We start from the raw sequence: 25,776 nt of genomic DNA, 5'->3' as shown, positions 1-25,776 counted from the left end.
GGCCGACGCCCCGCGGCGACGGGGCACGAGGAGCAGCTCCCCGTACCCCGTCGAGCGGACGTAACCCCGGGGGTTACCGCCTGCTTCGAGGCAGTCGCTCGTCAGCTGCTCTTGACCTTGATCTCGCCGCTGATGATCTTCTCCTTGGCCGTCTTGATGGCTGCCTGGAGCTCGGCGTCGTCCGCGAACTTCGGGTTGGAGTTCGACAGGCTCACCTCGCCGGACTTCAGATCGCCACGAACGATACCGGTCTCGGGCTTGCCGTCCTCGACCGACTTCGCCAGGTTGTACACCGCCTTGGCGACGTCCTTCATCGCCGACGTCAGGATGGAGTCCTTGTACTTGGCAAGGGCTTCCTGCTGGTACTGGTCGGAGTCGACACCGATGGCCCACACCTTCTCGGTGGCGGCGGCCTCGATGACACCCTGGCCGGACAGACCGGCGGCCGCGTAGACGACGTCGGCCTTCTTCTCGATCTGCCCCTCGGCGGCCGTCTTGCCCTTGTCGGGGCTGGCGAAACCGCCCTCCTCGGCCGTCTGCGTCAGGTACTGCGAGAGCACCTTGACCTTGGGGTCGGTGTCCTTGACGCCCTGCGCGAAGCCCGCCTGGAACTTGTGGATCAGCGGGATGTCCACGCCGCCGACGAAGCCGACGACCTTCGTCTTGCTGGTCTTGGCGGCGGCGACACCGGCCAGGTAGGAGGCCTGCTCCTCGTTGAAGACCAGGTCGGCCACGTTCTTGGTGTTGATCGTGGCGTCGTCGACGATGCCGAAGGTGGTCTTCGGGAACTTCTCCGCGGCGGCCTTCACGGCGGCGGCGTACGCGTAGCCGACACCGACGACCGGGTTGTAGCCCTGCTTGGCCAGGGAGACCAGGCGCTGCTCCTTGTCGGCGTTCGTCTCACCCTCGGTCGGCTCCACGTCGGCCGTCTGGTACCCGAACTCCTTCTTCGCCTGCTCCAGGCCCGCGTAGGCGGCGTCGTTGAAGGACTGGTCGCCCTTGCCGCCGACGTCGTAGGCGATGGCGAGGCCCTTGTCGCCCTTCGAGTCCGACGACCCGGCAGAGGTCGAGGTGCCGCCGCAGGCGGAGAGCGCGAGGGCCAGGGAGGCGGTCGCTGCGCCTGCGACCGTGATCCGGGAAATCCGGCGCATGTGTGGTGCTCCTGTCGTACAACCGAGGTGCACAGCGCCGGACGGTTCAGCTTCAGCGCTGGCTTCGCCGCAGATTAACGCGCGTAGACCTGCCTGAAAACCCCTTCTGTCCACCTTGTTATGCGCCCGTGGCCAAGCCATCACCCGGGCTTGGCCGGGGCGTTGCCGACCGCAAACGGAGAGTGGCGCTGGGTGATCCGATCGCGGGAGAGCCGGGACACGCGAAGCGGGCGGGCACCCCGTGGGTGCCCGCCCGCTTCGGCTGGTCAGACCGGTCGGATCACTCGGTGTTGACCTTGATCTTGCCGTCGATGATCTCCTGCTTGGCCTTGTTCACCGCGTCCTGGAGACCCGCGACCTTCGCGTACTGCGGGTTGGACTCCGACAGGCCCACGCCGTTGACCTTCAGGTCGAAGGTCTGGGTGCCGGTCAGCGGCTTGTCGTCGTGGACCGACTTGGACAGGGCGTAGACCGCGCCGCCGACGTCCTTGAGCGCGGAGGTGAGGATGTAGTTCTTGTACGGCGCCAGGGCGGCCTGCTTGTACTGGTCGGAGTCGACGCCGATCGCCCAGACCTTCGCCTTGGCGGCGGCCTCGATGACACCCTGGCCGGACAGACCGGCGGCCGCGTAGAGCACGTCGGCCTTCTTCTCGATCTGGCCCTCGGCGGCGGCCTTGCCCTTGTCGGGGCTGGAGAAGCCGCCCTCCTCGGCCGTCTGCGTCAGGTACTGCGACAGGACCTTCACCTTGGAGTTGGTGTCCTGCACGCCCTGCTTGTAGCCGGCCTCGAACTTGTGGATCAGCGGCACGTCGACACCGCCGACGAAGCCGACGACGTTGGTCTTCGTGGCCTTGGCCGCGGCGACACCGGCGAGGTAGGAGGCCTGCTCCTCGGCGAAGACGAGGGAGGCGACGTTCTTGCCCGGGACGACGGAGTCCACGATGCCGAAGGTGGTCTTCGGGTACTTGGCGGCCACGGCCTTCATCGCCGGGCCGTAGGCGAAGCCGACACCGATGACCGGGTTGTAGCCCTGCTTGGCCAGCGACGCCAGGCGCTGCTCCTTGTCGGCGTTCGTCTCGCCCTCGGTGGGCTCGATGTCGGCCGTCTTGTAGCCGAACTCGTCCTTGGCCTTGGTCAGGCCGGCGAAGGCGGCGTCGTTGAAGGACTGGTCGCCCTTGCCGCCGACGTCGTACGCGATGGCGACACCGCGGTCGCCGCTGTCGCTGTCGCCGCTGTCACTGCTGGTGCCGCCGCATGCCGTGGCGACGAGCCCGAGCGACGCGACCCCCACCGCGACCCGGGTCAGTTTGGAAATCCGACGCATCTGAAGCTCCCCATTCTCCAAAGCCCCGCAGTGGGTGCTCGGTTCGGCGCACATTAACGCGCGTAGACACTCCTGGGAACGGTTCGCCGCGGGGCCGTTATCCATTCGTGCCGATGGCCGGTTACGCCCTTGTGAACCACGGGATCGAACGGGGTCGAAAGGTGTAGTCGGGAACACGGCGCGTGCCTACCTCGTGACGCGCACCAGGGTGCCGTGCGGCTGCGCCGCTCGCAACCGGAGGGTGTGCGGGTGGCCGGTCGGGGGCCCGGGGGTGTGGCTGCCCGGGGGTGTGGCCGCCCGGGGGTGTGGCCGCCCGGGCCGCCCGGGTCGTGGGGCGCGAGGTCGTCGGGTCTGGAGGGCCCGAGGTCGTCGGGTTCGCGCGGCGCCGTCGTGGCTTTTCGCGCAGTTCCCCGCGCCCCTGACAGGCTCGCCGCGTCCCCGAGGCTCCGCGCGGCGCCGTCGTGGCTTTTCGCGCAGTTCCCCGCGCCCCTGACAAGCTCGCCGCGTCCCCGAAGCTCCGCGCGGCGCCATCGTGGCTTTTCGCGCAGTTCCCCGCGCCCCTGACAAGCTCGCCGCGTCCCCGAAGCTCCGCGCGGCGCCATCGTGGCTCGTCGCGCAGTTCCCCGCGCCCCTGACAAGCTCGCCGCGTCCCCGAAGCTCCGCGCGGCGCCGTCGTGGCTCGTCGCGCAGTTCCCCGCGCCCCTGACAGGCTCGCCGCGTCCCCGGAGGTCCGTGCGGCGCCGTCGTGGCTTTTCGCGCAGTTCCCCGCGCCCCAAAAAAGGCACGACCGCCCCCGCCTGGAAGAAGGGCGGGGGCGTCTCCGAGAGGGACGGCCTAGCGGAGGCCGTTGACCAGGGCCGCTGCTGTGAAGAGTTCCACTCCTACCGTGATGGCCGACTCGTCGACGTCGAAGTCGCCCTGGTGGAGGTCGCGGACATGGCGTTCGCCGGGGGTGCGGACGCCCAAACGGGCCATCGCGCCGGGGACGTGCTCCAGGTACCAGGAGAAGTCCTCGCCGCCGAGGCTCTGCTCGGTGCCCTCGACGGACTCGACCCCGCGCCGGGCGATCATCGCGTCGCGCAGCAGCTCGGTGACGCCGGGCTCGTTGACCACGGGCGGCACGCCGCGCACGTAGTTGATCTCCGACTTGGCGCGGTGCAGGTTGGCGATCTCGTCGATGGCCGCGACCACGACGTCGGGGGCCCGCCGCCACGCCTCCAGGTCGAGGCAGCGCACGGTGCCGGAGAGTTCGGCGTGCTGCGGGATCACGTTCGGCGCGTGCCCGGACTCGACGCGGCCCCAGGTGATGGCGAGCCCGCTGCGGCTGTCGAAGCGGCGGCCGACCAGCGCGGGTACGTCGGTGACGACGCGGGCGGCGGCGGTGACCAGGTCGGTCGTGAGGTGGGGGCGGGCGGTGTGGCCGCCCGGGCCTTCCAGGCCGATCTCCAGCCGGTCGCAGGCGGAGGTGATGGGACCCTCGCGGAGCCCGATCTTGCCGGCGTCCACCCGGGGGTCGCAGTGCACGGCGATGATCGCGCCGACACCTTCCAGCGCCCCGCACTTGATGACATCGGCGGCACCGCCGGGCAGCACCTCCTCGGCGGGCTGGAAGATCAGCCGGACGGGGCGGGGCAGGGCGCCCCGGCGGTGCAGTTCGGCGAGGACCAGACCGGCGCCGAGCACGACGGTGGTGTGCACGTCGTGACCGCAGGCGTGCGCACGGTCGGGCACGGTCGAGCGGTAGGGGCACTCCGCCTTGGTGTCCGGAATGGGCAGGCCGTCGATGTCGGCCCGCAGGGCGAGCATGCTGGGACCGCCGTCCCACTGCTCGCCCTCCACGCCGATGTCACAGACGAGTCCGGTCCCCACGGCGAGGACGCGCGGCTTGAGGCCGGCCCGCTCGAGCCGCTCCTTGATCGCGGCGGTCGTGCGGAACTCCTGGTTGCCGAGCTCCGGGTGCATGTGGATGTCGCGCCGGAACGCGATGAGCTCGGCACGCAGAGCGTCGGGCAGTGCACCGGGGAGCACGGCTCCGCCGGGAAGATCGACCTCGGACTCCAGTGACATCAGTGGCTTCACCCTTTGAAGGGTAGGGCGCCCGGGCGGTCGACCGACCCTGGATCAACAAAACTTCAACCCGATAGGGGAAGAAAATATGATCGCCCGGCGCATAGCTATCAAGTGAGATGGGTAAACTCGCCCGCCTTTTGGGCCGGACCGGGCCATCCACCCCCCGGAGTGTGACTTCGACCACATCGACGCCACCACTCCGGTATCCAACCATCCTCTCCACGGATACCACGCCGTGCGCGGCGAACACCGGCGTGTTCATCTGCCGGACGCGCGCCCCCGCTAGTGTGCGCTTCGTGCGCGCCCCCGAGTTTGTCGAGTCCACGCAGGCCTCGTACGACGCCATCGCCGAGGCCTATGCCGCCGAGCACCCCGACAGCCTGGCCGGAAGACCGCTGGAGCGGGCGCTGCTGTCGGCCTTCGTGGAGCTGGTCCGGGAGCCGGGGGTGCCCGGGCGGCCGCCGGTCGCGGACCTCGGCAGTGGGCCGGGGTACGTGACGGCGCGGCTGCACGAGGCCGGGCTGCCGGTGTTCGGGGTCGACGCGTCGCCCCGCATGGTGGCCCTGGCCCGTAGGACCCACCCGGAGCTGCGCTTCCACGTCGGTTCGATGACCGCCCTGGACCTGCCGGCGGCGGCGCTCGGCGGCATCGTCGCGCTCTACTCGATCATCCATGTGCCGGACGATCACCTGCCGTCCGTCTTCGCCGAGTTCCGCCGCGTCCTGTTGCCGGGGGCGCCGGTGCTGCTCGGCTTCCAGTCCGGGGTCGAGGACGGGCATCTGCGCCTGACCGAGCGCTTCGGGCAGGAGATCTCGCTCGACTGCTACTGGCGCACGCCGGACACCGTCGTCGAGCACCTCACCGGGGCGGGCCTCGACCTCCGCGCCCGCGTCCTGCGCGAGCCGGAGGCCGGGGAGAAGCTGCCGCGCGCGTTTCTGCTCGCGCGCAGGCCGCCGGTGGACGGGGTGCCTGCGGCGGAGGCGTAGGGCCTGCCGTCCGCTCCGGCGGCCAGCCCCGGCCGGGGTTCCTATCCGGCCGCCACCGCTCCCGGTGTCCCGGTCGGGCCCGGCAGGCCTGAGGTGGAGGGTGGGGCGGTGCAGCGTGCCGCGCCCGCCGGTCCCGTGGGGTCGGCCGGCTCAGCCGTGCCCGGGTGCGGCGGGCCCGGAGGAGGCACCGGGGCCGTCGGCGACAGCCGGTGCACGTCCCGGGCCGTTCCCGTCACTCCGGACAGGAAGCCCTGGGCGCGTGGGGAGGCGTTCTCGGTCAGCCAGGCGGGGTCGATGTCGCAGACCGCGACGCGTACCTCCGTGCCGGACAGGGCGAGAGGGAGGGTGTGGACGACGGTGGAGGGGAAGCTGAGGATCGTCCGGCCGATGGGCCCGCGGCGGGCGATCAGTTCGAGGGGGAGTTCGGGGCGGACGATCTCCAGGCCCGTCGCGACCGCGAGGCGGTGCAGCTTGTCCGTGCTCTCGCGGCGGTGGGCGAAGTAGCGGGTGGCGCCGTGGGCCCTGGCCAGGGCGTGGACGGCCTCCAGATAGTGGCCGTCGTCGACCACGCCGGTCTCCACCAGGGACGTGCCGACCAGGTCGGCTCCCTTGGTGATCCGGGGCGGGCCGAAACGGGCCCGGGTCCAGGCGAAGGCGTTGGCGCTTACCGTGACGCCCGGCGGGGTCTCCTCCATCGGCATGGAGGAGAAGATCTCGATGCGACGGCGGTCGCCGGGGGTCAGCCGACGGCGGGCCGAGGCCGACACCGGCGCGAAGACCACGTCCCGCGGGCCGGGGCGGCCGCCCTTGCGGTGCCAGCGCACCAGCCGCTCACCACGGGCCAGCTGCCCGACGAACTCCATCGTCGCCGTGCCGTCGTCGACGACGACCAGGTCACGGGCACGGGTGATCGTCAGCAGCAGCTGGACGTAGCGGGAGAAGGGGTCCCCCAGCACGATCCGGCGTGCCCTGCGGAGCAGGCCGGTCAGGCCACCGATGGTCTGGAAGGGCGCCAGCGGCCCGCCGCGCGCTTCCTCCCAGCGGACCTGGTGCCCCTCGTCGCGGGCCAGGTCGGACATCCGCCGCAGCTGGCCGCGCGTCATCGGGTCGACGGGCGACAGCACCACGAGGGTGAGCCCCACGCCGGGGGCGTGCGCGTGCGCCCACTCCAGCACGTTCAGCAGCTGTACCGGGCTCTCGACGAAGGCGAGAGTGTGGGGGCCGGCGTTCCCGGCGCGGGGGCTCATCGACGTACGACCGTCCCGTCGTAAGGGGGGTTGTGGGGGTGGTGCGTTCAGACGCCGACCGGCTCGCCCGCCGCCGTGGCGATCTCCGCCTCGGCGACCACACCGGCGACGCGGCGCAGCTTCTTCATCGGGCCCAGCTCGGACTCGTAGACCTTCTTGACGCCGTCGCCGAGGGAGGCCTCGATGGTGCGGATGTCGCGGACGAGGCGCGTGAGGCCCTGCGGCTCCACGGAGGCGGCCTGGTCGGAGCCCCACATGGCGCGGTCGAGGGTGATGTGGCGCTCTACGAAGGTGGCGCCGAGGGCGACGGCGGCGAGGGTGGTCTGCAGGCCGGTCTCGTGGCCGGAGTAGCCGATCGGGACGTTCGGGTACTCGGCCTGGAGGGTGTTGATGACCCGGAGGTTGAGCTCCTCGGCCTTCGCCGGGTACGTCGAGGTGGCGTGGCAGAGCAGGATGTTCTCGCTGCCCAGGACCTCGACGGCGTGACGGATCTGCTTCGGCGTCGACATGCCGGTGGAGAGGATGATCGTGCGGCCGGTGGCGCGCAGGGCGCGCAGCAGCTCGTCGTCCGTGAGGGAAGCGGAGGCGACCTTGTGGGCGGGGACGTCGAACTTCTCCAGGAAGGCGACGGCCTCGGTGTCCCACGGGGAGGCGAACCAGTCGATGCCCTTCTTCTTGCAGTAGGCGTCGATCTGGCCGTACTCCTCCTCGCCGAACTCCACGCGGTGGCGGTAGTCGATGTACGTCATGCGGCCCCAGGGGGTGTCGCGCTCGATGTCCCACTGGTCGCGCGGGGTGCAGATCTCCGGGGTGCGCTTCTGGAACTTGACCGCGTCGCAGCCGGCCTCGGCGGCGGCGTCGATGAGCTTGAAGGCGTTCTCGATGTCGCCGTTGTGGTTGATGCCGATCTCGCCGGTGACGTAGACGGGGCGGCCGGGGCCGGCCTCGCGCGAACCGAACTTGCGGATGCGGGAGTTGTTGCTCATGGCGAAGAGTTCCTTACTTGGTGAGGGAATCGAGAGAGGGGCCGAGGATCCAGCTGGCGATCTCCCGGATCGCGCCGTCACCGCCGGGGACGGTGGTGACCGCGCGTGCGGCGCCGCGCACGACGTCGTGGGCGCTCGCGACCGCCACGGGCCAGCCCACGAGGGCGAAGCACGGGAGGTCATTGACGTCGTTGCCGACGTAGAGCACGCGCTCCGGCGCGATGCCCTGCTCCTCGCACCACTGCTTCAGCGCGAGGTCCTTGCGGTCGATGCCGTGCAGCACCGGGAGCTTGAGCTTCCGGGCCCGGGCGGCGACCACAGGGTTCTGTTCCGTGGACAGGATCAGCATCTTCAGCCCGCTGTTACGGAGGGCTGCGATACCGAGTCCGTCCCCGCGGTGCACGGAGACGAATTCCCGTCCGTCGGAGTCGACCAGCACCCGGTCGTCGGTCTGGGTGCCGTCGAAGTCGAGGACGACCGCGTCGATGTCGTCGGCGGTCGGGAGGGCGCCGGGGCGGTCCGCGTCGAAGAGCGGCGCGAGGGCCCGGGCGCGGGCGAGGTCGTGCGGGTCGTCGATCTCCAGCACGCGGGCCGGATCGGTCCGGACGAGTTCGGTGTGTCCGAAGAAGCGGTGCTGGTGCTTGCGGAAGCCCGCCGCGTCCATCGCGTAGGCGGCGCCGGTCTCCAGCAGGTCCTGGGGGCGGTCCTGGCGGCGGGGCCGGAAGGACTTGTCGTGGTTGACGCCGTAGCCGCCGGTCACCTCCCCGGCGGTGGCCTCGGTGTCGGCGTCCCTCCAGATGAACCCGTGGAACGGCGCCACGGTCACCGCGGTGTCGGCGCCGTTCTCGGCGATCGCGCCCGCCACCCCGTCGATGTCCTCGCGGACGATGAACGGGCTGGTGCACTGCACGAGCAGGACCACGTCCACCGGCGCCCCGTGCAGGGCCTCGTGGGCGTCCATGGCGTGCAGGACGGCGGCCTCGGAGGTGGCGGTGTCGCCGGCGATGGCGGCGGGCCGCAGCACGACCTCGGCACCGGCCTCGCGGGCGGCGGCCGCGATGGCCTGGTCGTCGGTGGAGACCACGACGTCCGTCACCAGCCGGGTCGACCGGCACTCGCGCACCGCCCGCGCCACCAGCGGGACACCGCCGACGGGCAGGAGGTTCTTCGCGGGCACGCCCTTGGAGCCGCCGCGCGCGGGGATCACCGCGAGCACGCGGCGCACGGAGGCGCCTCGGCCCGCTTGCGGATGGGACATGGGGTCTACTCCTTGGGCTGGGGTCTCGGGGCGGCTCACAGCTCCCCCATCCGCCGGATGACGGGCGCCACGCGCTGCACGCCGTGGCGGTAGGCGCCGCGCGCCGCCCGGCGCACGATCTGGCGGACCGGTCCGGGGTCCTTGTCGGCGGCGGGCGCGCCGGGCAGCGGGGTGCCGTCCGGGCCGAGGTGGTGGCGGGCGAGGATCCCGGGCAGATAGCCGGGCGCGGTGACGGGGGTGTAGTACGGGGTCAGCGGGGGCAGGCCGCCGGGCCGGTCGAGCAGCTTCGCGATGCGCTCGCGGGCCGCGTCGAAGGCCGAGTCGTAGCTGCCGTCCGCGGCGACGCCCTGCCGGGCGACCCATTCCTCGTCGGGCACGGGCCGGTGCCCGGCGTCGAGCTGGTCCCAGGAGGCGAGGCAGCCGGAGCCCACGAAGTGGTGGTTGCCGAGCGACTCGCGGATGCCGAGATCCGTCAGCACGACGGTCGGGATACGGCGGTGCAGCGACTCCAGGGCGGCCGTGGAACTGACCGTCACCAGCAGGTCGGTCCGGTCCAGGACCTCACCCATGTTGCCGTACACCAGGCTGAAGTTGGCGGGCGGATCGAGGCGCTGCACCAGCTTCTGGTACGGCAACTCCTCGATGTGGGTGGTGTGTTCGCCCGGCTTGGAGCGCAGCTTCAGCAGCACCTGCCGTTCGGGGTGCCTGCGGGCGTGCTGCACCAGCCGGTTCAGCAGGTACGTGCGGTCCTTGCGGCTGTCCGGGACGGAGGGCTGGGCGGCGAAGACGACCGTGTAGGGCCTGCGCCCTTGCTTCGCAGACGGGTCGTGTTCACCTTCGTACGGCGCGCCGCCGAGGAAGGGCAGGGCCACCTCGGTCACCGCCGAGGCGTCCGCGCCGACCCCTTCGTAGACGGCCCGGAAACGGTCCGCGTCCTGGCGGGAGTTGGCGAGGACCAGGTCCGCGCCGTGCCGCAGCAGCAGGCCGTCGGCGAGCTTCTCGTAGACGACACCGACGTAGCCGGTGACGACGACGGGCCGGGAGGCGCGGTGCTCCCAGACGCGCGCCAGGCCGTGCAGCATCGCCTGCACACCACCGCCGACCAGGGAGAGGACCAGGACGTCGTAGGTGCCCTCGGCCATGGCGCGCAGGAACTCGACGGCGGTGACCTCCCGCAGCGAGTCGGCGCGCACGCCCACTTCCTGAAGCTGGCGCGGGGTGGGCGTCGCCCGGCCGCGCAGCAGGAATCCGTCGAGGAGGGGGCCGGCTTGCGCGGCTTCGCGCGGTGCGGCTTCCATGGACGGTCCCGGGGCGATGCGGTCCGCGGTCAGCGCACCCCATTTCCATCGGGTGTCGCTGTCCGCGAGGACGGCGATTCGCGGGCGCTTCGGTGTACTTGCTGGCACGTCGAAGACGCTAGGAAGCGAATCCTAGGTATGGCGGAACCGCGACTCAACGAAAAGTTAACAACAGCCCACCGAGAGCCGAACTGGCCTGCCGGAAGGCGGGAAGTACACGCGGTGCACCGTTCTGACACATTGAGTTCACCCGGTGTACCTTCATCGGAAAGTTCAGCTGCCGGGCGGCCTCCTAACGTTTTGCGGGTGCCTAAGCTTTCCGTGATCGTGCCGTTCTACAACGTGCAGCAATATGCCCCGGACACCCTCAGAAGCCTTCGGTCGAACGCCGACCGAGATTTCGAGTTCATCCTGGTCGACGACCATTCCAAGGACGAAACTCCGGCCATTCTCGAACGAGCGGCCGAGGAGCTTTCGGATGTGGCCCAGGTGCGGTACATCCGCCATGAGCGCAACGGCGGGCTCGCCACCGCGCGCAACACCGGCCTGGACGCGGCGCAGGGCGAGTACCTGACGTTCCTGGACGGTGACGACTGGCTGGCCCCCGGCTACCTCGCCGAACTGGTGTCCGCGATGGACGACTTGGGGTGCGACTTCGTGCGCACCGACCATGTGCAGGCCACCGCGCGCGCCCGTTCCGTGCACCGGGTCCCGGTCGGACGGCGCTGGGAGGCGTTCGACCCGCGGGAGGCGATCCTCCCCGCCCACCGCTCCACCTCCGTCGACTACGCCTACGCCTGGGCCGGCGCCTATCACCGCCGCCTGGCCGACAGGGGCGTGCTCCACTTCACCGACGGGCTGCGCACGGCGGAGGACCGGCCGTGGATCTGGAAGCTGCACCGCGAGGCGGAGTCGTTCGCCGTGGTCAGCCTGCTGGGCGTGTTCTACCGGCGCGGGGTGGCCTCGTCCCTGACGCAGATCGGCGATGTGCGCCAGCTCGACTTCATCCGCGCCTTCGACCAGGTGATCGAGGAGACGGCCGCGGACCGTGACGCCGACCGGCTGCTGCCCAAGGCGGTGCGGACCTACTGCGCGATCATCGCCCACCACCTCTCCAACGAGGACAGGTTCGAACCGGCCGTGGCCAGGCAGCTGCGGTCGATGAGCGCGGCGGCCATCAAGCGCATGCCGCAGGACGCACTCACCGACGCACTGGAGGCCATGGACATGGACCGCTCGTCCAAGCTGCGGCGGCTGCGACGCCGGGTGACCACGACGGGAGCGGCCGCCTGATGCCCGGGACCACTCAGATCTTCTGCGCGTCGACGCTGTACGGCGTCGCCACCCTGGCCGCCGCGATCGACTCCGACCTCTTCGAGGAGCCCGACCGCCGGGTGCTGCTGGTGTTCAACAACTCCGCGACCCCGGAGACCACTCCGGCCCTCGACGAGATGCCCGGCTTCGCGCCGCTGCGCGAGCACTTCGACGAGGTGCTGTCCTGGAACGAGGCCATCCGCCCCTTCCACCCCGGCGCGTGGACGCCGCGCGCCGACGACGTCCCGCTCTTCGAGCGCTACCTGCGGCTGCTGTGGGGCCTCGGCGACGACCGGGTGAGCCTGGTGCTGGAATCCATCCAGGTGGCTCCCGCCCTGACGGTGGCCCAGCTGTTCACCGACGCCCCCGTCGACGTCTACGCCGACGGACTGATGAGCTACGGCCCCACCCGCAACAAGCTCGACCCGCTGGTCGGCACGCGGGTGCGCAGGCTGCTGCACCTGGACCTGGTGCCGGGGCTCACACCGATGCTGCTCACCGAGTTCGGCGTGCCGGCGCACCTGGTGCCGACGCCGGCGTTCCTGAAGGTGCTCGGCGAGGTCACCGAGACCGTGCCCGAACTGCCCGCCCCGCCCGGCGACTCGGCGCTGCTGCTCGGCCAGTACCTCTCCGCGCTGAACATCCTCTCCCCCGAGGAGGAAGAGGACCTGCACGTGCGGATGATGCGGGGCGCCGTAGCCCGCGGCCACCGCACGGTCGTCTTCAAGCCCCACCCGACCGCACCGGCCCGCTACAGCCGCGCCCTGGAGACCGAGGCCGAGAAGCTCGGCGTCGACCTCACGGTCCTGGACACGCCCGTGCTCGCCGAGGTGCTGTTCGACCGGGCCCGGCCCGCGCTGGTCGTCGGCTGCTTCTCGACCGCGCTGTTCACGGCCTCCGCCTTCTACGACCTGCCCGTCGCCCGCATCGGGACCGAGCTGCTGCTGGAGCGGCTGACGCCGTACCAGAACAGCAACCGGGTTCCGACCGCCCTGGCGGACGCGCTGCTGCCCGACCTCGAGAGCGGCCAGGACGGTGACCTCCTGCCGGCCGAGCGGCTGTCCGCCCTCGTCACGGCCCTCGGATTCACCATGCAGCCGCAGATCTACCCGGACCTGCGCCCGCAGGCCGAGCAGTTCCTCGCCCGGCACCTCGGCCCGCGCACCCGGCGCTACTTCAAGAAGCGCCGCCTCACCGCGCTCGGGCTGCCCGGGGGCATTCCGCAGCGACTGGCGTTCCTGCCGCGCAATTCCACGGCACGCCGGGTGGTCCGGCGGGCCCGGGCCCTGCGCAAGGCGGTGCGCCGCTGAGCCGGTCCCGCCCGGGGGCCCGACCGGCCCCGGCGACATCCAGATGAACCCATGGGGACCGGCAGGCGAAGCCTGTCGCCATCGAACGTAATTCCGTCAACTCTCGTCCTAGGGTGACAGGCGCCCGCCCACAGGCGGCTCAGGCGAAGGACATACGAACCACACAGAGGTTTCCAGCGTGACCGAGACGGTCGTCAGCACCCGCAAGCCACAGCCCGGCGTCGCCGTGCTGGTCGAACCACCGGGCGCCACGACCGTCCCACGGCGCAGAAACGACTCCGCCGGGCGGCTGCGCGCCCTCGACGGACTGCGGCTGGTGGCCGCGCTGATGGTGGCGCTGTACCACTACGGCGGGCGCGGTGGTGAGGTCGCCCAGGCCTGGGGCACCTCGCCCCGAGACCAGTTCCCCACCCTGCACACGCTGTTCGCCTACGGCTGCCTCGGCGTCCAGGTCTTCTTCGTGATCAGCGGGTTCGTGATCTGCATGAGCGGCTGGGGCCGTCCCCTGAAGTCGTTCTTCGCCTCCCGCGCCTCCCGGCTGCTGCCCGCCTACTGGGCGGCGGTCCTCATCGTCACGGCGGTGTTCGCGCTGCCGGTGGTCGCCTACCAGGCCGTCTCACCCAGCGACGCCCTGGTCAACCTGACCATGCTCCAGATGCCGCTCGGCGTGGACCGGGTGCTCGGGGTGTGCTGGACCCTGTGGGCGGAGGTCCGCTTCTACGCGCTGTTCGCGCTGTGCGTCGTGCTGCCCGGGGCGAACCGCCAACGGGTGATCATGTTCTGCGCGGGCTGGACGCTGGCCGCGGTGATCGCCGAGAACGCGAACATGCCGCTGCTCGACATCGTCCTGATGCCCGAGTACGCGCCCTTCTTCATCGGCGGCGTCGGCCTCTACCTCGTGCACCGCGACCGGCGGGACGTCTACGGGTGGGGCATCGTGGCCGTCAGCTGGCTGATCGGCCAGCACTACGCGGTGCAGTCGCTGTGGCACGCCCCCGACCCGGAGGCCTTCTCCTACCGCTCCTCGTTCGGGATCGTCGCCGTCGTCACGTTCGGCTTCGTGGCGGTCGCCGCGATCGCGCTCGGTCTGCTGAGCCGGGTGAACTGGCGGTGGCTGACGGTGGCGGGCGCGCTGACGTACCCCTTCTATCTGGTCCACGAGCATCTCGGCTGGGTGGTGATCCAGGCCCTGCACCGCGGTCTGGGGCTGGCGTCCGGGGTGACCTTCGTACTGACGGTGGCGTCAATGCTGCTGCTGGCGTGGTTGCTGCACAAATATGTGGAGAAGCCGCTGACGCCCCGGCTGCGGGCGGCCCTGACGAAGACCCGCTGACGCTGTTCACGGGACGTTCAGCCGGCCGTCGATCGGGGCAACGCTCAGAGAGAAGGCTCGTCCCATGACCCACGCACAAGCGACCGACACGCACCCCGGCGAACTCGCCGACGTCCCCGGCTGGTTCCCGGCCCTGGACCAGACGCTGTTCACCTGGTTCCTCGAACAGCAGAAGAAGTCCGGCATAAAGGGTGACCTGCTGGAGCTCGGCGTCTACCTGGGCAAGAGCGCGATCCTCCTCGGCCACCACCTCCAGGACGGCGAGCGGTTCACCGTCTGCGACCTGTTCGAGGGCGACGCCCCGGACGAGGCCAACAAGGCGGAGTCCTCGAAGTCGTACGCCTCCCTCACCCAGCAGGCGTTCGAGCGGAACTACCTCTCCTTCCACGACACCCTGCCCACGGTGATCACCGGCCCCAGTTCCCTCGTGGACGAGAAGGTGTCCCCGGACTCCTGTCGCTTCATCCACATCGACGCCTCCCACCTGTACGAGCACGTGCACGGTGACATCGGCGCGGCCCACGACATCCTGCTGCCCGAGGGCGTCGTGGTCCTGGACGACTTCCGGTCCGAGCACACCCCGGGTGTCTCGGTCGCCGCCTGGGAGGCCGTCCTCAACCGCGGTCTGCGCCCGATCTGCCTCAGCACACAGAAGATGTACGCCACCTGGGGCGACCCCGAGCCGCTCCAGGAGGAACTGCTGGCGATGCTGCGGCAGCGCTCGGACGTCGGGCTGAGCGTGCAGGAGGCGGCCGGGCACCGGCTGATCCGGACCCGCTCCCGGGGCATGAAGCCACCGGCCTTCCCGCCCTCGCGGCACTACGTGGAGCCCGCACCGGCGGCCGCCCCCATGGCCACCGAGACGCGGGCGGCCCGCCCGGCCCGCCCCGCCCCGTCCAGGGCCCGCCGGCTCGCCAAGGACCTGCTGCCGCCCCTCGTCACCCGGGCCGTACGGCGGGCCCGCGCGAAACGGTCCACAGTGGCGCACGCAGCGGATCGTGCGGGCGCGGCTGGAGGAGCTGGGCGGTGAGGTGGCGTTCGGCCGGGAGGTCGTCGGGCTGACGCAGGACGCGGACGGGGTGCGTGCGGAGTTGGCCTCGGGCGAGGCCGTCACCGCCCGGTACGCCATGGCGGCGGACGGTGGCCGCTCGACCGTGCGCAGGCTGCTCGGCATCGGCATGACGGGCGAGCCGGTCGGCCCGAACCCGACGCTGGTGGCGGTCGTCCGGATCAGCGGCCTGGGCCGGGACGACTGGCAGGTCCTCCCGCCCGGTGCGGGCGGCGGCTTCCTCGCGATCTGCCCGCTGGCCGGCACCGAGGACTTCCAGCTGATGGCGCAGTGCCCCGACGGGACGGCCCCGGACCTCTCATTGGAGGGCGTCCGCAAGGTCGTCGCCGCGCGGTCGCACCTCGCAGCGGGATCCGTGACGGAGCTGCGCTGGGCCTCGGACTTCCGCCCCCCGGGCGGCCCTGGCGGACCGCTTCCGTTCCGGGCGGGTCTTCCTCGCCGGTGACGCGGCGCACGTGCACTCCCCCGCCGGCGGCCAGGGCCTCAACACCAGCGTCCAGGACGCCTACAACCTGGGCTGGAAGCTGGGCGCGGTGCTGCGCGACGGCGCGGACCCGGCCCTGCTCGACTCCTTTACGGGCCCTGCACCGGCCGTGTACGGGCCCGGCCTGTACCTCGTCCGCCCCGGAGCGCTATGAACTCGCAAGCGACAGCTTCACCGCGAACCCGAGGAACAGCGCACCGGCCGCCGAGGTCGCCCCCGCCGACAGGCGCCTGCGTCGGCGGAAGGCGGCGGCCAGCCGGGTGCCGCCGAATATCAGCGCGCTGAGGTAGAGCACGCTGGCGAACTGGGCGAGGGCGCCGAGGACGACGAAGGACAGGGCGGGGTAGGCGTAGCCCGGGTCCACGAACTGCACGAAGAAGGCGACGAAGAAGAGGATCGCCTTGGGGTTGAACAGGCTGACGACGAAGGCACGGCGGAAGGGCCGCTCCTCGGCGGGCACGGACGCCTCGTCACCCTCGGCCCGCTCCCCACGGGTCCGCCACATGCCCCACGCGGCCCGCAGCATGCCGATGGCCAGCCAGGTCAGATATCCGGCCCCCGCGTACTTGACGACGGCGAACAGCACGGCGTTCGCCTGGAGCAGCGAGGCGACCCCGGCAGCGGACAGCGTCATCAACACCGTGTCCCCGCACCAGACTCCGGCCGAGGCGGTGTACCCGGCGCGCACGCCACGGCGGGCGGCCACGGACAGCACGTACAGCGAGTTGGGACCGGGCAGCAGAATGATCAGGACGAGGCCCGCCAGGTAGGTGGGCAGATCGACGACACCGAACATGCGAATGAGTTTCGCACGCGGGTCTGACATCGCCCGGTCGCAGATCAGAAGACGTCGGACGGGACGTACGCCCCCCACACCTCGCGCAGCGCGTTGCAGACCTCGCCGACGGTGGCCCTGGCCTTGAGTGCCTCCTTCATCGGGTAGAGGACGTTGTCCTCGCCCTCGGCGGCCTTCCTCAGCGCGGCCAGGGCCGCGTCGACCGCCGACTGGTCGCGCTCCGCGCGCAGGGTGGCCAGGCGTTCGGCCTGCCGGGCCTCGATGGCCGGGTCGACGCGCAGCGGCTCGTAGGGCTCCTCCTCGTCGAGCCGGAAGCGGTTGACGCCGACCACGACCCGCTCGCCGGAGTCCGTCTCCTGGGCGATGCGGTAGGCGTTGCGCTCGATCTCGCCCTTCTGGAAGCCGTGTTCGATGGCGTTGACGGCGCCACCGAGTTCCTCGACCCTGTCCATCAGCTCCACGGCGGCGGCTTCGACGTCGTCGGTCATCTTCTCGATGACGTAGGACCCGGCGAAGGGGTCGACGGTGGCGGTCACGTCGGTCTCGTGGGCGAGGACCTGCTGGGTGCGCAGGGCGAGGCGGGCGGATTTGTCGCTGGGCAGGGCGATGGCCTCGTCGAAGGAGTTGGTGTGCAGCGACTGCGTCCCGCCGAGGACCGCGGCCAGCCCCTGCACCGCGACGCGGACCAGGTTGACCTCGGGCTGCTGGGCCGTCAGCTGCACCCCGGCCGTCTGGGTGTGGAAGCGCAGCATCAGCGACTTGGGGTTCCTCGCACCGAACTCCTCACGCATCACCCGCGCCCAGATCCGCCGCGCCGCACGGAACTTCGCCACCTCCTCCAGCAACGTCGTGCGGGCCACGAAGAAGAACGACAGGCGGGGCGCGAAGTCGTCGACGTCCATGCCGGCCGCGACCGCGGTGCGCACGTACTCGATGCCGTCGGCGAGGGTGAAGGCGATCTCCTGCGCGGGCGAGGCACCCGCCTCGGCCATGTGGTAGCCGGAGATCGAGATGGTGTTCCACTTCGGGATCTCGGTCCGGCAGTACCTGAAGATGTCCGCGATCAGCCGCAGTGACGGCTTGGGCGGGAAGATGTAGGTGCCCCGGGCGATGTACTCCTTCAGCACGTCGTTCTGGATCGTGCCCGTCAACCGGTCCGCCGGGATCCCCTGCTCCTCGGCCACCAGCTGGTACAGGAGCAGCAGCAGGGCCGCCGGGGCGTTGATCGTCATGGACGTCGAGACCTGGTCCAGCGGGATCCCGCCGAACAGCACCCGCATGTCCTCGATCGAGTCGACGGCCACCCCCACCCTGCCGACCTCGCCGTGGGCGATCGGCGCGTCGGAGTCGTGGCCCATCTGGGTGGGCAGGTCGAAGGCGACCGACAGCCCCGTCGTGCCGTGGGCGATCAGCTGCCGGTAGCGGGCGTTGGACTCCGCGGCCGTGCCGAAACCGGCGTACTGGCGCATGGTCCAGGGGCGGCCCGTGTACATCGACGGATACACACCACGGGTGTACGGGTACGCCCCCGGCTCCCCCAGCTTCTCCTCCGGATCCCAGCCCTGGAGGTGCTGCGGACCGTAGAGCGGCTCGATGGGCAGTCCGGACTCCGACTCACGCGCCATGGTGGGTTGCCTCCCGCAGAGCAGTGACCTCGCTCACCACCATGCCCCCTGGTTCGCGACGGGTCACGCCCGGGGAACATCTCAGGTGACATCCGGGCGTGCCGGTGAGACGAGCGGGGGGCCGTGTGCGTAGTACGGGCATGGGGAGAGCGTTCGTAGCGGGAGTCGCCGTACTGGCCGCGCTGACCGGCTGCACGGTGCAGACGCCCGACGGCGAGGGCAAGCGCCGCTCGCCGGTGCACATCGAGCTGCCCGGCAGCACCCCGTCCCCCGGCAGCACCCCGTCCCCGGGCCGTACGCCGGCCGGTGGCGGCGCCACGCCGCGTTCCGCGCCGCCTTCGGGCGACGGCAAGCCCCGCGCCGCTCCCACCCCGCCCCGCGTGCTGTGGTCACGCGGCGACACCGGCCGCGACGTCCGGGAGCTCCAGGCCCGGCTGCGCCAGGTCGCCTGGCTCTTCGAGGGGCCGACCGGGACGTACGACGAGCCGACGCAGCGGGCGGTCAGCGGCTTCCAGGGCAAGCGCGGGCTGCCGCGCACCGGGAGGGCCGACGCCGTCACCTGGCAGCGGCTGCTGGGCATGACGCGCGAGCCGGGCCGCTGGGACCTTTATCTGATGGGCGGCCAGTCGGCCGACCCGCCGGACGCGCGCTGCCGGTCCGGCCGGGTGCTGTGCATCGACAAGACCAGCAGGACGCTGCGCTGGATGGTCGACGGGCGGACGGTGTCGACGATGGCGGTCCGCTTCGGTTCGCGGGGCACGCCGACCCGGGAGGGCGTCTTCTCCGTCTACTGGAAGTCCCGCGACCACGTCTCGACGCTCTACGACTCGCCCATGCCGTACGCGATGTTCTTCAGCGGCGGCCAGGCCGTGCACTTCTCGGCGGACTTCGCCGCCCGGGGCTACGCGGGCTCCTCGCACGGCTGCGTCAACGTACGGGACGAGGCGGCGATCGCACGGCTGTACGCGCAGGTCCGCAACGGCGACAAGGTCGTCGTGTCCTGGTGACAGCGGGGAGAGGAAGTTGGGGCGCGGGCGGGACCGGGGGAACGTGTCCCGCCCGCGCTCAGTGCACGAGCCGTAGGTACGGGGGGAACCCCGGCTCTGTGCGACGGCCGATGACCAGTCGGCTCACTCATTACTGCGCCGGGGCGGCCGAAAACGTCACACCCATCGGCCGAACCATTCTCACGGGATACGAAACCCCAGGTCACAGCGGTGCGAGAGGGGTTCTGTCCGTCCGGAGCCGACCGCGGTCCGCGCCCGCACCGTCGTCGTCACCTTTCCGGGACCGCTTCTGCGCCTTCGGGTCGGCCTGCTGGTCGGCCTTCCGCTCGGCCTTGCCCTGCTTCCCGTCCTGCTTCCCGTCCTGCTTCCCGTCCTGCGTGCGGTCCTGCTTGCGGTCCTGCTGCCGGTCCCGGTCCGCGCCCTTGCCCTGGTGGTGTCCCTGGTCCGCGCGGTCGTCGTTGCGGGGCTCCTTCGAGCGGGGACCCGCCGAGGACAGGACGTCCTTGCAGAACCTCCACACCCGCAGGTCGCCCGCCGCGTCCCGCAGGGCTCGCCTGCGGTCGGGGTCCGGCCGTTTTCCGTCGCGCAGGTCTCGGCAGGCCGCGGTGATCTCGCTTCGGTGGCCGCCGGAGCGGTCCTTGTGCTCGTCCGGCGCCGGGGCGGCGTCGTCGCGCTGCTCGCCCCGGCCCTGAGGAGGGGCGTCGTCAGGTGCGGAACCGCCCTGAACGGCGTCGCTCGGCGACGGAGACACCAGCGGGCGCTCCGGAGGGGTGACGGGGGCCGAGACGGAGGCGCCGGGCTGGGGCTCGTCTTGCCCGAACGGCGCCCTCAGGACTCCGGTTCCGGCCGCGAGGGCGACCCCGCCGGCCATGCCGACGGCCAGCGCGGCGGCCATGGCAAGGCGTACGGGGCGGGCCCAGCGGGGCGGCGAAGCGGTGCCGGTGCCGGTGTCACCGGGGGTTCCGATCCGGACCAGCCCTGCGTCGGCGACGGGGGCGGCGGCCTGTCCCCCGGTGTCCGTACGGGCTGCGGCCGCGTCGGCGCGTTCCGCGCGGACCTTGCGGAAAGCGGCCACCGCGGCGGCCTCACCGGGAAGTTCATCGCTGGTCAGCGGGGGTACGGCGGACAGCGCGCCGAGGGCTTTGGCAAGGTGTTCGGCCTGCTCCCGGCCGGCGCCTTCGACAGCTCCGGGTGGCTCTCCGCTCAGCAAACGCTCCGCCGTTTCGCGGTCCAGCCACCTGTACTGCTCGTCGGCCATCACACATCCTTCTGCGTCCGCGCGACGCTGTGCGTCACACCTGCGGACGTCACCGCACCACCGCGCGGTTCTCTCTGGGGCGGCAGGGCGTCGAGCACCCCGGCCGATTCCGGATCGGCCTGCGGGTCGTCGCCGAGCAGTTCGGCGAGCCGCTTCAGGCCCCGGTGCGCCGCCGTACGGACCGCGCCCGGGCGCTTTCCGAGCGTCTCGGCTGCGGTCTTCGCGTCGAGCCCCACCACCACACGCAGCACGACCGCTTCGGCCTGGTCCTGCGGCAGCCGGGATATCAGAGAGAACGCGCCGTTCGTGGCGAGCGCCTCGATGGCCTCGCCGGCGGTGTCCGACTCGGCGGCCCGGCCGGTCAGCTCGGTCTCGTCGCCGCCGATCGCGGGCCGGCGCCCGCGCATGCGTATGTGGTCCAGTGCGCGGTTGCGGGCGATCCGGGCGGCCCAGCCGCGGAAGCGGTCCGCGTCGCCGGTGAACCGCTCCAGATCGCGGGCTATCTGGAGCCACGCCTCGGACGTCACGTCCTCGGCGTCGGGGTCGCCGACCAGCGTCCGTACGTAACCGAGCAGCCGCGGATGCACGGTGCGGTACACAGTCCGGAACGCGTTCTCGTCTCCGTTCTGTGCCGCGCGCACCGCGGCGGTCAGCTCCGCGTCGTCCCCCAGCACCGCACCCCTTATGCGCCTAAACCGGCGCCGCTTTCGCGGACCGGGTTCTCGCCGTCGTGGTTCCTCAATCATTGGTCGCGGTATCAAGACCGCAGGTGGTCGCGGTGGTCGTACCGCCTTCGCGTTGGCGCGAATGGCACGTTACGACCTGAAACCACTCCCCGTCCATGTCCGTCCAGGATGCAACTAAGCCGTGACGCGGAGGGGTGTGACAGAAAACGCACACCGGGCGCTGTAGGGAGTACGGGCCGCCGCGCGGCCCGTGCCGCGCGACGGCCGGGGCCTCTCCTGTGGGGGGTGGCGGCCTCGGCCGTTGCCATGGCGGGGAGCGGGAGGGTTCGCGGCATCACTCTTGCCATGACGGACCGCCTTCGCAAAGTCCGCTACGGGTGACGGCCGTTGGGCCGGGAGCGCTTGTCCTCGCTCCGGCTCTTGCCCGCGCCGGTGTCCGCGCTCTGGTCCGACTCGTGGTTCGACCCGTTGCCCGCGCCGTTGTTCGCGGTGGGCGCGACGTCGTTCCCGGCGGCATCGCCGTTCCCGGAGCCACCGTCCTTGTCCTGCGGCTCGTCCAGTTGTCCGGAGCAGTACGCAGTGACGTTGCTCTCACCGCCCGCGGCGGCCACGAGACGCCGCCAGGCCGACGCCTCCATCGCCTTGCCCCGTTGCCGGACCTCCTCGTAGGCGCGGCACTGCGCCTCGGTGTCCTGGGCGGGGGCCGGCCGCCCGGAGTGCGCCGGGGCCGAGCCGGGGCCGGCGCCGGGGCTGTGGCTGCCGCCGGGAGGCTGTCCCGCCGGGTCGCGCGGGGTGCTGCTCGGGGCGGGCCTGCGCTCCGGTGTGTCCTTCGTGCCTTCCTGCGGCGATCCCGCCACGCCGATCGCCGCCACGGCGACGCCGCCCAGCGTGAGGCTGGCGAGCAGCACGGAGAGTGTCGTCCTCAGGGACCGCCCCAGGTGACGCCGCTCGCGGGCGCGCCAGTCGTCCCGGCGGCGGGTACGCGTGCGCAGGGCCCCGGCGTCGCGGGCGGCCAGGAAGGCGGCCACGGCCCGCTGCTCGGCCTCGGCGTCGACACCGTCGCGGACGAGGGAGGCGACGAGCAGCGCCTCCACGCCGGAGTCGAGGAGGGCATGGCGGGAACCACGGCCGGAAAGCCCGCCGTCGCTCGGCCGTTCACCCATGTCCGTTTCCGTCCCTGCTCGATCCGATCGATCCCGTTGCCACTCCGGCACCGGGCCCCAGTACGTCCCGCCGGTCCGCCCTGTTCAGGGCGCCGAGCCCGCGCGACCCTGCGCGGCCACCAGCGAAACCACCGGTTCCGCTACGTCGACTCACCCAGCGTCCGGGGAGCCTCATCCGTCACTCTCTCCGCGCCCAGTTGCCCGGCGAGGCGTTTCAGACCCCGGTGGGCCGCCGTGCGTACGGCACCCGGCCGCTTGCCCAGGACCCGCGCGGCGGCAGGGCCGTCGAGGCCGACCACGACCCGCAGCAGCACGGCCTCGGCCTGGTCCCGCGGCAACCCCCGGACCAGCTCCAGGGCGTGGGCGGTGGAGATGGCCTCCAGCGCCTGGTCGTGCGTGCTCTGCGGTCCGGGCAGTTCCAGGACGTCCTGCTCCAGCGCGGACGAGCGCGGCCGTACCCGCTGCCGGCGCAGGTGGTCCAGCGCCCGGTGCCGGGCGATGGTGGCCGTCCAGCCGCGGAAGCCGGCCCCGTCGCCCCGGAACCGCCCGAGGTCCCGGGCGATCTCCAGCCAGGCGTCGGACGCCACGTCCTCCGCGTCGTCCCCGACCAGGCCGCGCAGATAGCCGAGCAGTCCGGGCTGCACGAGCCGGTAGGCGGCCGCGAAGGCCGCCTCGTCACCCTGCTGGGCCCGCGCGACGGCCGCGCCCAGTTCCCCGTCGTACGCCTGCCCGCGCCGGGGCTGTGCTCCCTGACCCAAGTACCGTCCTCGTCCGTGCCGAGTGCGCGCCCTCCCACGGTGATCAGCGCCGGTCCGCGCGGAAGTGTCACAGCGCGTCAGGCGGCGGGGGCGACGACCGTTCGGGTCAACCCGGCCCGCCGTCCTCGGGAGCCCGGCCTCGCGGAGGTTTCGGCCAAGTGACGTACCGGGGAGCTCTGCTCGCGATGCCACCGCTCACGAAAGGCGAGCGCCGTATGACACACCGCCTCCTGCGCACCGCCGTCGCCACCGCCCTGGCCCTCGGTGCCCTCGGCCTGACCCAGCCCGCCCGGGCCACCCCCTCGGACGGTGTGCACACCGTCCCGGTACCGGACGGCGACCCCCACGACAGGTCCCTCGCGCCGCGCACCACCGAGCCGTTCAGCCTGATCGGCATCAGCTGGGACGACCCGGACGCGGTTTTCGACGGCACCGCCCAGGTGCGCACGCGCTCCCGGGAGAGCGGCGCGTGGACCGCGTGGCGCCCCCTGGACACCGAGGGCCGTACGCCCGAGACCGGCCCCGACCGCGACCGGGCCGGCGTGCGCGGCAGCACCCAGCCGCTGTGGACCGGGCCCTCGGACGGTGTCCAGGTGCGCGTGACGGGCTCGCGCCTGCCGGAGGGCCTGCGGGTCGAACTGGTCGACCCCGACGCCGCATCGGACGCCGTGCACACGGCGACCGTCGAGCCGGACGTGGCCGGGCCGGCCGCCGGCCCGCTCGCGGCCCCGCGTCCCACCGTGACGTCGCGCTCCGCCTGGGGCGCCGACGAGTCCCTGGTGAAGGACCCGCCCACCCTGACGGGCGACACGAAGGCGATGTTCGTCCACCACACGGCGGGCACCAACGACTACACCTGCTCCCAGTCGGCGTCGATCGTGCGCGGTGTGTTCCTCTACCACGTGCAGAGCAACGGCTGGAACGACATCGGCTACCACTTCCTCGTCGACAAGTGCGGCACCGTCTTCGAGGGACGTGCGGGCGGCATCGACAAACCCGTCCTCGGCGCGCACACCTACGGGTTCAACACCGCCACCAGCAGCGTCTCGGTGCTCGGCGACTACTCCACGGCGGCCACGAACGCCGCCGTGCGCGAGTCGGTCGCGAAGGTCGCGGCGTGGAAGCTCGGCCTCTACGGCATCGATCCGACCGGGTCGGTCGTGCTGACCGCCGGCGTCGACAACGGCAAGTACAAGCTGGGCCAGAAGGTCACGTTCCACCGCATCTCCGGCCACCGCGACGGCTACCCGACCGAGTGCCCCGGACAGAACCTCTACGACGACCTGCCCGAGATCCGCACCCTGGCCGCGAACGCCGCGACGACGGCCGCGCCCGCCGCCGAGCCGCCCGGCGGCCCCCTGGACGAGGGCGCGGTCGTGGGCGCGGTCGAGGGTGTGATCGAGGGCGCGGTCGAGGGTGCCAGTGGGGACGTCCGCGCCCGCTGACGCTAACGCCGGGGCGCGGCGCTCATCGCGTCCCGGCACAGCAGCCGCAGCGATCCATGGCCTCCGTAGCACCGGCGGGCCTCGTCGATGGGGTCCCACAGGCGCCCGTCGGGGGTGCGGATCCAGTGGTCTCCGCCGGTCGCCCACCACTCGGCACCGGTCTGACGCGCCATCACCTCACCCGCGTACGCGCCGAAGCCGCGCAGCACCTGCTGGACCGCCGCGTCGGGCGCTCCCTCCCGCCGTATCCCCTCGATCATCCGGTCGATGCTCCACAGGCTCTGCGCCGAGTAGTCGAGGCGCAACCGTGCTCCCTCGCGCATCGTCGCCACTGTGTCCGCCGCCCATCGCAGCGGCTTCGCAGCCGCCGATGGCCTGGTCTCCGCTTGAGTCGTCACATCCGGGAAAGCGCTGCGGCGAAGCGTTTCGTCACCCGGAATCGGCGGCTTCCCCGAAGCGGCGCAGGACCGCCCCACCTCACCCAAGGGACAGTCACAGGACTCTTCCAGGAACGGGGTTTAGGGATCCTTCAGGCCGCGCGACCCGGACGGGCATGGTGAAAGGACTCCTCAGGCCGGCCGGGCCGTCGGCGGCGACGCCCTTCAGCCCCGCTGCCGGCTCCGGCGGGACACCACCGCGCGCAGGACCCGCCGCCCCTCGACCGACAACTCCAGGGCCCGGCGCAGGCCGGCCGGGCCATGTCCGGCCAGGACCTCCAGGACGATGACCTGGCGGCGCAGTTCGGCGGCGACGAGGGGCGACATGCCCTCCGTACGGCCCTCGCGGCGGGAGTCGACGGACGAAGCCTCGTCCGCGGCGGTGTCCAGGAGCCGGTGGATCTGGAGGGAGGCGACAGAGCAGGCGTCGGCCCACACCCGGACCGCGGCGGCGGACCGCTCGGCGGGAGCCGCCTCGAGCATCCGGCGGGCGAGCACGACCGCCTCGTCCCCGGCGCCGGCCGTGTCCAGCTTGCCGCGCGCCTGCTCCAGCCGCTCGCCCCACTCCTGGGCACCGGCGCCGTCGCTGAGACTCGCCCACACCGGCCTGAGGACCTCGTCGTCGCCGCCCAGCAGGGGCACGCACCGATCCAAACAAGCCAGCCCGCTCGCGGCCAGCCCGCGTTCGTCGGCCTGTGCGATCAACTCCACCAGGCTCATCCACGCCTCCCTCCGCGGGCCTTCTCCGGGGCCCGATCAGGCCGCTACCAG

General features: G+C 71.9%; 22 protein-coding genes and 1 pseudogene. 8 read left to right on the top strand and 15 right to left on the bottom strand.

Going from position 1 to position 25,776, the window contains the following annotated elements; genetic code table 11:
* Positions 1–101: 101 nt before the first annotated feature.
* The 3 genes from ACFY5B_RS19550 to ACFY5B_RS19540 all read right to left on the bottom strand — a co-directional run bounded on the left by ACFY5B_RS19550 (position 102) and on the right by ACFY5B_RS19540 (position 4,542).
* Positions 102–1,151, bottom strand: a complete 1,050-nt coding sequence (locus tag ACFY5B_RS19550; RefSeq protein WP_389970642.1) for a BMP family protein — start codon at positions 1,149–1,151, stop codon at positions 102–104.
* Between the two features lie 280 nt (positions 1,152–1,431).
* Positions 1,432–2,475: a BMP family protein gene (locus ACFY5B_RS19545; RefSeq protein WP_389970639.1), complete on the bottom strand. Its 1,044-nt coding sequence runs from the start codon at positions 2,473–2,475 to the stop codon at positions 1,432–1,434.
* A gap of 834 nt (positions 2,476–3,309) precedes the next feature.
* Entirely contained in the window at positions 3,310–4,542 is a 1,233-nt protein-coding gene (locus ACFY5B_RS19540; protein WP_389970854.1) for a M20 family metallopeptidase, read from the bottom strand.
* A gap of 299 nt (positions 4,543–4,841) precedes the next feature.
* On the opposite strand from ACFY5B_RS19540, the gene ACFY5B_RS19535 reads away from it, so the two are divergent.
* Entirely contained in the window at positions 4,842–5,531 is a 690-nt protein-coding gene (locus ACFY5B_RS19535; RefSeq protein ID WP_389970636.1) for a class I SAM-dependent DNA methyltransferase, read from the top strand.
* Between the two features lie 41 nt (positions 5,532–5,572).
* Here the strand turns inward: ACFY5B_RS19535 and ACFY5B_RS19530 are convergent, their stop codons facing one another.
* From ACFY5B_RS19530 to ACFY5B_RS19515, 4 genes are read right to left on the bottom strand one after another with little or no spacing between them, the layout of a single operon-like run.
* On the bottom strand, positions 5,573–6,778 hold the full coding sequence (locus ACFY5B_RS19530; RefSeq protein WP_389970633.1) for a hypothetical protein: 1,206 nt from the start codon (positions 6,776–6,778) through the stop codon (positions 5,573–5,575).
* Between the two features lie 47 nt (positions 6,779–6,825).
* On the bottom strand, positions 6,826–7,764 hold the full coding sequence (locus tag ACFY5B_RS19525; protein ID WP_362234901.1) for an N-acetylneuraminate synthase family protein: 939 nt from the start codon (positions 7,762–7,764) through the stop codon (positions 6,826–6,828).
* A 13-nt stretch (positions 7,765–7,777) separates the two neighbouring features.
* A complete protein-coding gene (locus ACFY5B_RS19520; RefSeq protein WP_389970630.1) occupies positions 7,778–9,022 on the bottom strand; it encodes a cytidylyltransferase domain-containing protein in 1,245 nt (414 codons plus the stop codon).
* 35 nt (positions 9,023–9,057) lie between these two features.
* The gene (locus ACFY5B_RS19515) at positions 9,058–10,428 is read right to left on the bottom strand and encodes a DUF6716 putative glycosyltransferase (protein WP_389970628.1); all 1,371 of its coding nucleotides are present in this window, start codon (positions 10,426–10,428) and stop codon (positions 9,058–9,060) included.
* Positions 10,429–10,626: 198 nt separating this feature from the next.
* On the opposite strand from ACFY5B_RS19515, the gene ACFY5B_RS19510 reads away from it, so the two are divergent.
* The 5 genes and pseudogenes from ACFY5B_RS19510 to ACFY5B_RS19490 all read left to right on the top strand — a co-directional run.
* On the top strand, positions 10,627–11,613 hold the full coding sequence (locus ACFY5B_RS19510; RefSeq protein ID WP_389970626.1) for a glycosyltransferase family 2 protein: 987 nt from the start codon (positions 10,627–10,629) through the stop codon (positions 11,611–11,613).
* Complete coding sequence (locus ACFY5B_RS19505) at positions 11,613–12,944, top strand: alpha-2,8-polysialyltransferase family protein (protein WP_389970623.1); 1,332 nt, start codon at positions 11,613–11,615, stop codon at positions 12,942–12,944. Before ACFY5B_RS19510 ends, ACFY5B_RS19505 begins: the two co-directional genes overlap by 1 nt.
* Positions 12,945–13,122: 178 nt before the next feature.
* Entirely contained in the window at positions 13,123–14,277 is a 1,155-nt protein-coding gene (locus ACFY5B_RS19500; protein ID WP_389970620.1) for an acyltransferase family protein, read from the top strand.
* A gap of 64 nt (positions 14,278–14,341) precedes the next feature.
* Positions 14,342–15,307, top strand: coding sequence for a class I SAM-dependent methyltransferase (locus ACFY5B_RS19495; protein ID WP_389970617.1), 966 nt, complete (start codon positions 14,342–14,344; stop codon positions 15,305–15,307).
* Positions 15,210–15,921: pseudogene (locus tag ACFY5B_RS19490) on the top strand (FAD-dependent monooxygenase); the annotation flags it as partial. The gene ACFY5B_RS19495 and the pseudogene ACFY5B_RS19490, both read left to right, overlap by 98 nt.
* A gap of 57 nt (positions 15,922–15,978) precedes the next feature.
* Here the strand turns inward: ACFY5B_RS19490 and leuE are convergent.
* Together leuE and ACFY5B_RS19480 are read right to left on the bottom strand one after the other, a co-directional pair.
* On the bottom strand, positions 15,979–16,626 hold the full coding sequence (gene leuE / locus ACFY5B_RS19485; protein WP_389970614.1) for a leucine efflux protein LeuE: 648 nt from the start codon (positions 16,624–16,626) through the stop codon (positions 15,979–15,981).
* Between the two features lie 44 nt (positions 16,627–16,670).
* Complete coding sequence (locus tag ACFY5B_RS19480; RefSeq protein WP_389970611.1) at positions 16,671–18,251, bottom strand: methylmalonyl-CoA mutase; 1,581 nt, start codon at positions 18,249–18,251, stop codon at positions 16,671–16,673.
* Between the two features lie 140 nt (positions 18,252–18,391).
* Here ACFY5B_RS19480 and ACFY5B_RS19475 point away from each other — a divergent pair, with 140 nt between their 5' ends.
* A complete protein-coding gene (locus ACFY5B_RS19475; protein WP_389970608.1) occupies positions 18,392–19,258 on the top strand; it encodes a L,D-transpeptidase family protein in 867 nt (288 codons plus the stop codon).
* Positions 19,259–19,460: 202 nt separating this feature from the next.
* Here ACFY5B_RS19475 and ACFY5B_RS19470 read toward each other — a convergent pair whose 3' ends face one another.
* From ACFY5B_RS19470 to ACFY5B_RS19455, 4 genes are all read right to left on the bottom strand, one after another.
* Complete coding sequence (locus ACFY5B_RS19470) at positions 19,461–20,516, bottom strand: hypothetical protein (RefSeq protein ID WP_389970606.1); 1,056 nt, start codon at positions 20,514–20,516, stop codon at positions 19,461–19,463.
* Positions 20,516–21,190, bottom strand: a complete 675-nt coding sequence (locus tag ACFY5B_RS19465) for an RNA polymerase sigma factor (protein ID WP_389970603.1) — start codon at positions 21,188–21,190, stop codon at positions 20,516–20,518. Before ACFY5B_RS19465 ends, ACFY5B_RS19470 begins: the two co-directional genes overlap by 1 nt.
* A gap of 383 nt (positions 21,191–21,573) precedes the next feature.
* On the bottom strand, positions 21,574–22,365 hold the full coding sequence (locus ACFY5B_RS19460) for a hypothetical protein (protein ID WP_389970600.1): 792 nt from the start codon (positions 22,363–22,365) through the stop codon (positions 21,574–21,576).
* 140 nt (positions 22,366–22,505) lie between these two features.
* Complete coding sequence (locus ACFY5B_RS19455) at positions 22,506–23,123, bottom strand: RNA polymerase sigma factor (protein WP_389970597.1); 618 nt, start codon at positions 23,121–23,123, stop codon at positions 22,506–22,508.
* 215 nt (positions 23,124–23,338) lie between these two features.
* Here ACFY5B_RS19455 and ACFY5B_RS19450 point away from each other — a divergent pair, with 215 nt between their 5' ends.
* The gene (locus ACFY5B_RS19450) at positions 23,339–24,568 is read left to right on the top strand and encodes an N-acetylmuramoyl-L-alanine amidase (RefSeq protein ID WP_389970595.1); all 1,230 of its coding nucleotides are present in this window, start codon (positions 23,339–23,341) and stop codon (positions 24,566–24,568) included.
* A gap of 2 nt (positions 24,569–24,570) precedes the next feature.
* Here ACFY5B_RS19450 and ACFY5B_RS19445 read toward each other — a convergent pair whose 3' ends face one another.
* Together ACFY5B_RS19445 and ACFY5B_RS19440 are read right to left on the bottom strand one after the other, a co-directional pair.
* On the bottom strand, positions 24,571–24,966 hold the full coding sequence (locus tag ACFY5B_RS19445; RefSeq protein WP_389970593.1) for a hypothetical protein: 396 nt from the start codon (positions 24,964–24,966) through the stop codon (positions 24,571–24,573).
* A 204-nt stretch (positions 24,967–25,170) separates the two neighbouring features.
* The gene (locus tag ACFY5B_RS19440) at positions 25,171–25,725 is read right to left on the bottom strand and encodes a hypothetical protein (protein WP_389970590.1); all 555 of its coding nucleotides are present in this window, start codon (positions 25,723–25,725) and stop codon (positions 25,171–25,173) included.
* Between the last annotated feature and the right edge of the window lie 51 nt (positions 25,726–25,776).

The organism is Streptomyces sp. NPDC013187 (assembly GCF_042899705.1).
Taxonomy (GTDB): Bacteria; Actinomycetota; Actinomycetes; order Streptomycetales; family Streptomycetaceae; genus Streptomyces; species Streptomyces hawaiiensis_A.
This window is presented reverse-complemented; position numbering and strand designations above follow the sequence as displayed.

What these genes read in the sequence shown, in the direction of transcription:
- ACFY5B_RS19495 (WP_389970617.1), top strand. Translation starts at nt 14,342, where the DNA reads ATGACCCACGCACAAGCGACCGACACGCACCCCGGCGAACTCGCCGAC.
- ACFY5B_RS19550 (WP_389970642.1), bottom strand. Translation starts at nt 1,151, where the DNA reads ATGCGCCGGATTTCCCGGATCACGGTCGCAGGCGCAGCGACCGCCTCC.
- ACFY5B_RS19540 (WP_389970854.1), bottom strand. Translation starts at nt 4,542, where the DNA reads ATGTCACTGGAGTCCGAGGTCGATCTTCCCGGCGGAGCCGTGCTCCCC.
- ACFY5B_RS19480 (WP_389970611.1), bottom strand. Translation starts at nt 18,251, where the DNA reads ATGGCGCGTGAGTCGGAGTCCGGACTGCCCATCGAGCCGCTCTACGGT.
- ACFY5B_RS19505 (WP_389970623.1), top strand. Translation starts at nt 11,613, where the DNA reads ATGCCCGGGACCACTCAGATCTTCTGCGCGTCGACGCTGTACGGCGTC.
- ACFY5B_RS19520 (WP_389970630.1), bottom strand. Translation starts at nt 9,022, where the DNA reads ATGTCCCATCCGCAAGCGGGCCGAGGCGCCTCCGTGCGCCGCGTGCTC.
- ACFY5B_RS19545 (WP_389970639.1), bottom strand. Translation starts at nt 2,475, where the DNA reads ATGCGTCGGATTTCCAAACTGACCCGGGTCGCGGTGGGGGTCGCGTCG.
- ACFY5B_RS19475 (WP_389970608.1), top strand. Translation starts at nt 18,392, where the DNA reads ATGGGGAGAGCGTTCGTAGCGGGAGTCGCCGTACTGGCCGCGCTGACC.
- ACFY5B_RS19440 (WP_389970590.1), bottom strand. Translation starts at nt 25,725, where the DNA reads ATGAGCCTGGTGGAGTTGATCGCACAGGCCGACGAACGCGGGCTGGCC.
- ACFY5B_RS19525 (WP_362234901.1), bottom strand. Translation starts at nt 7,764, where the DNA reads ATGAGCAACAACTCCCGCATCCGCAAGTTCGGTTCGCGCGAGGCCGGC.
- ACFY5B_RS19530 (WP_389970633.1), bottom strand. Translation starts at nt 6,778, where the DNA reads ATGAGCCCCCGCGCCGGGAACGCCGGCCCCCACACTCTCGCCTTCGTC.
- ACFY5B_RS19470 (WP_389970606.1), bottom strand. Translation starts at nt 20,516, where the DNA reads ATGGCCGACGAGCAGTACAGGTGGCTGGACCGCGAAACGGCGGAGCGT.
- ACFY5B_RS19450 (WP_389970595.1), top strand. Translation starts at nt 23,339, where the DNA reads ATGACACACCGCCTCCTGCGCACCGCCGTCGCCACCGCCCTGGCCCTC.
- leuE (WP_389970614.1), bottom strand. Translation starts at nt 16,626, where the DNA reads ATGTTCGGTGTCGTCGATCTGCCCACCTACCTGGCGGGCCTCGTCCTG.
- ACFY5B_RS19460 (WP_389970600.1), bottom strand. Translation starts at nt 22,365, where the DNA reads ATGGGTGAACGGCCGAGCGACGGCGGGCTTTCCGGCCGTGGTTCCCGC.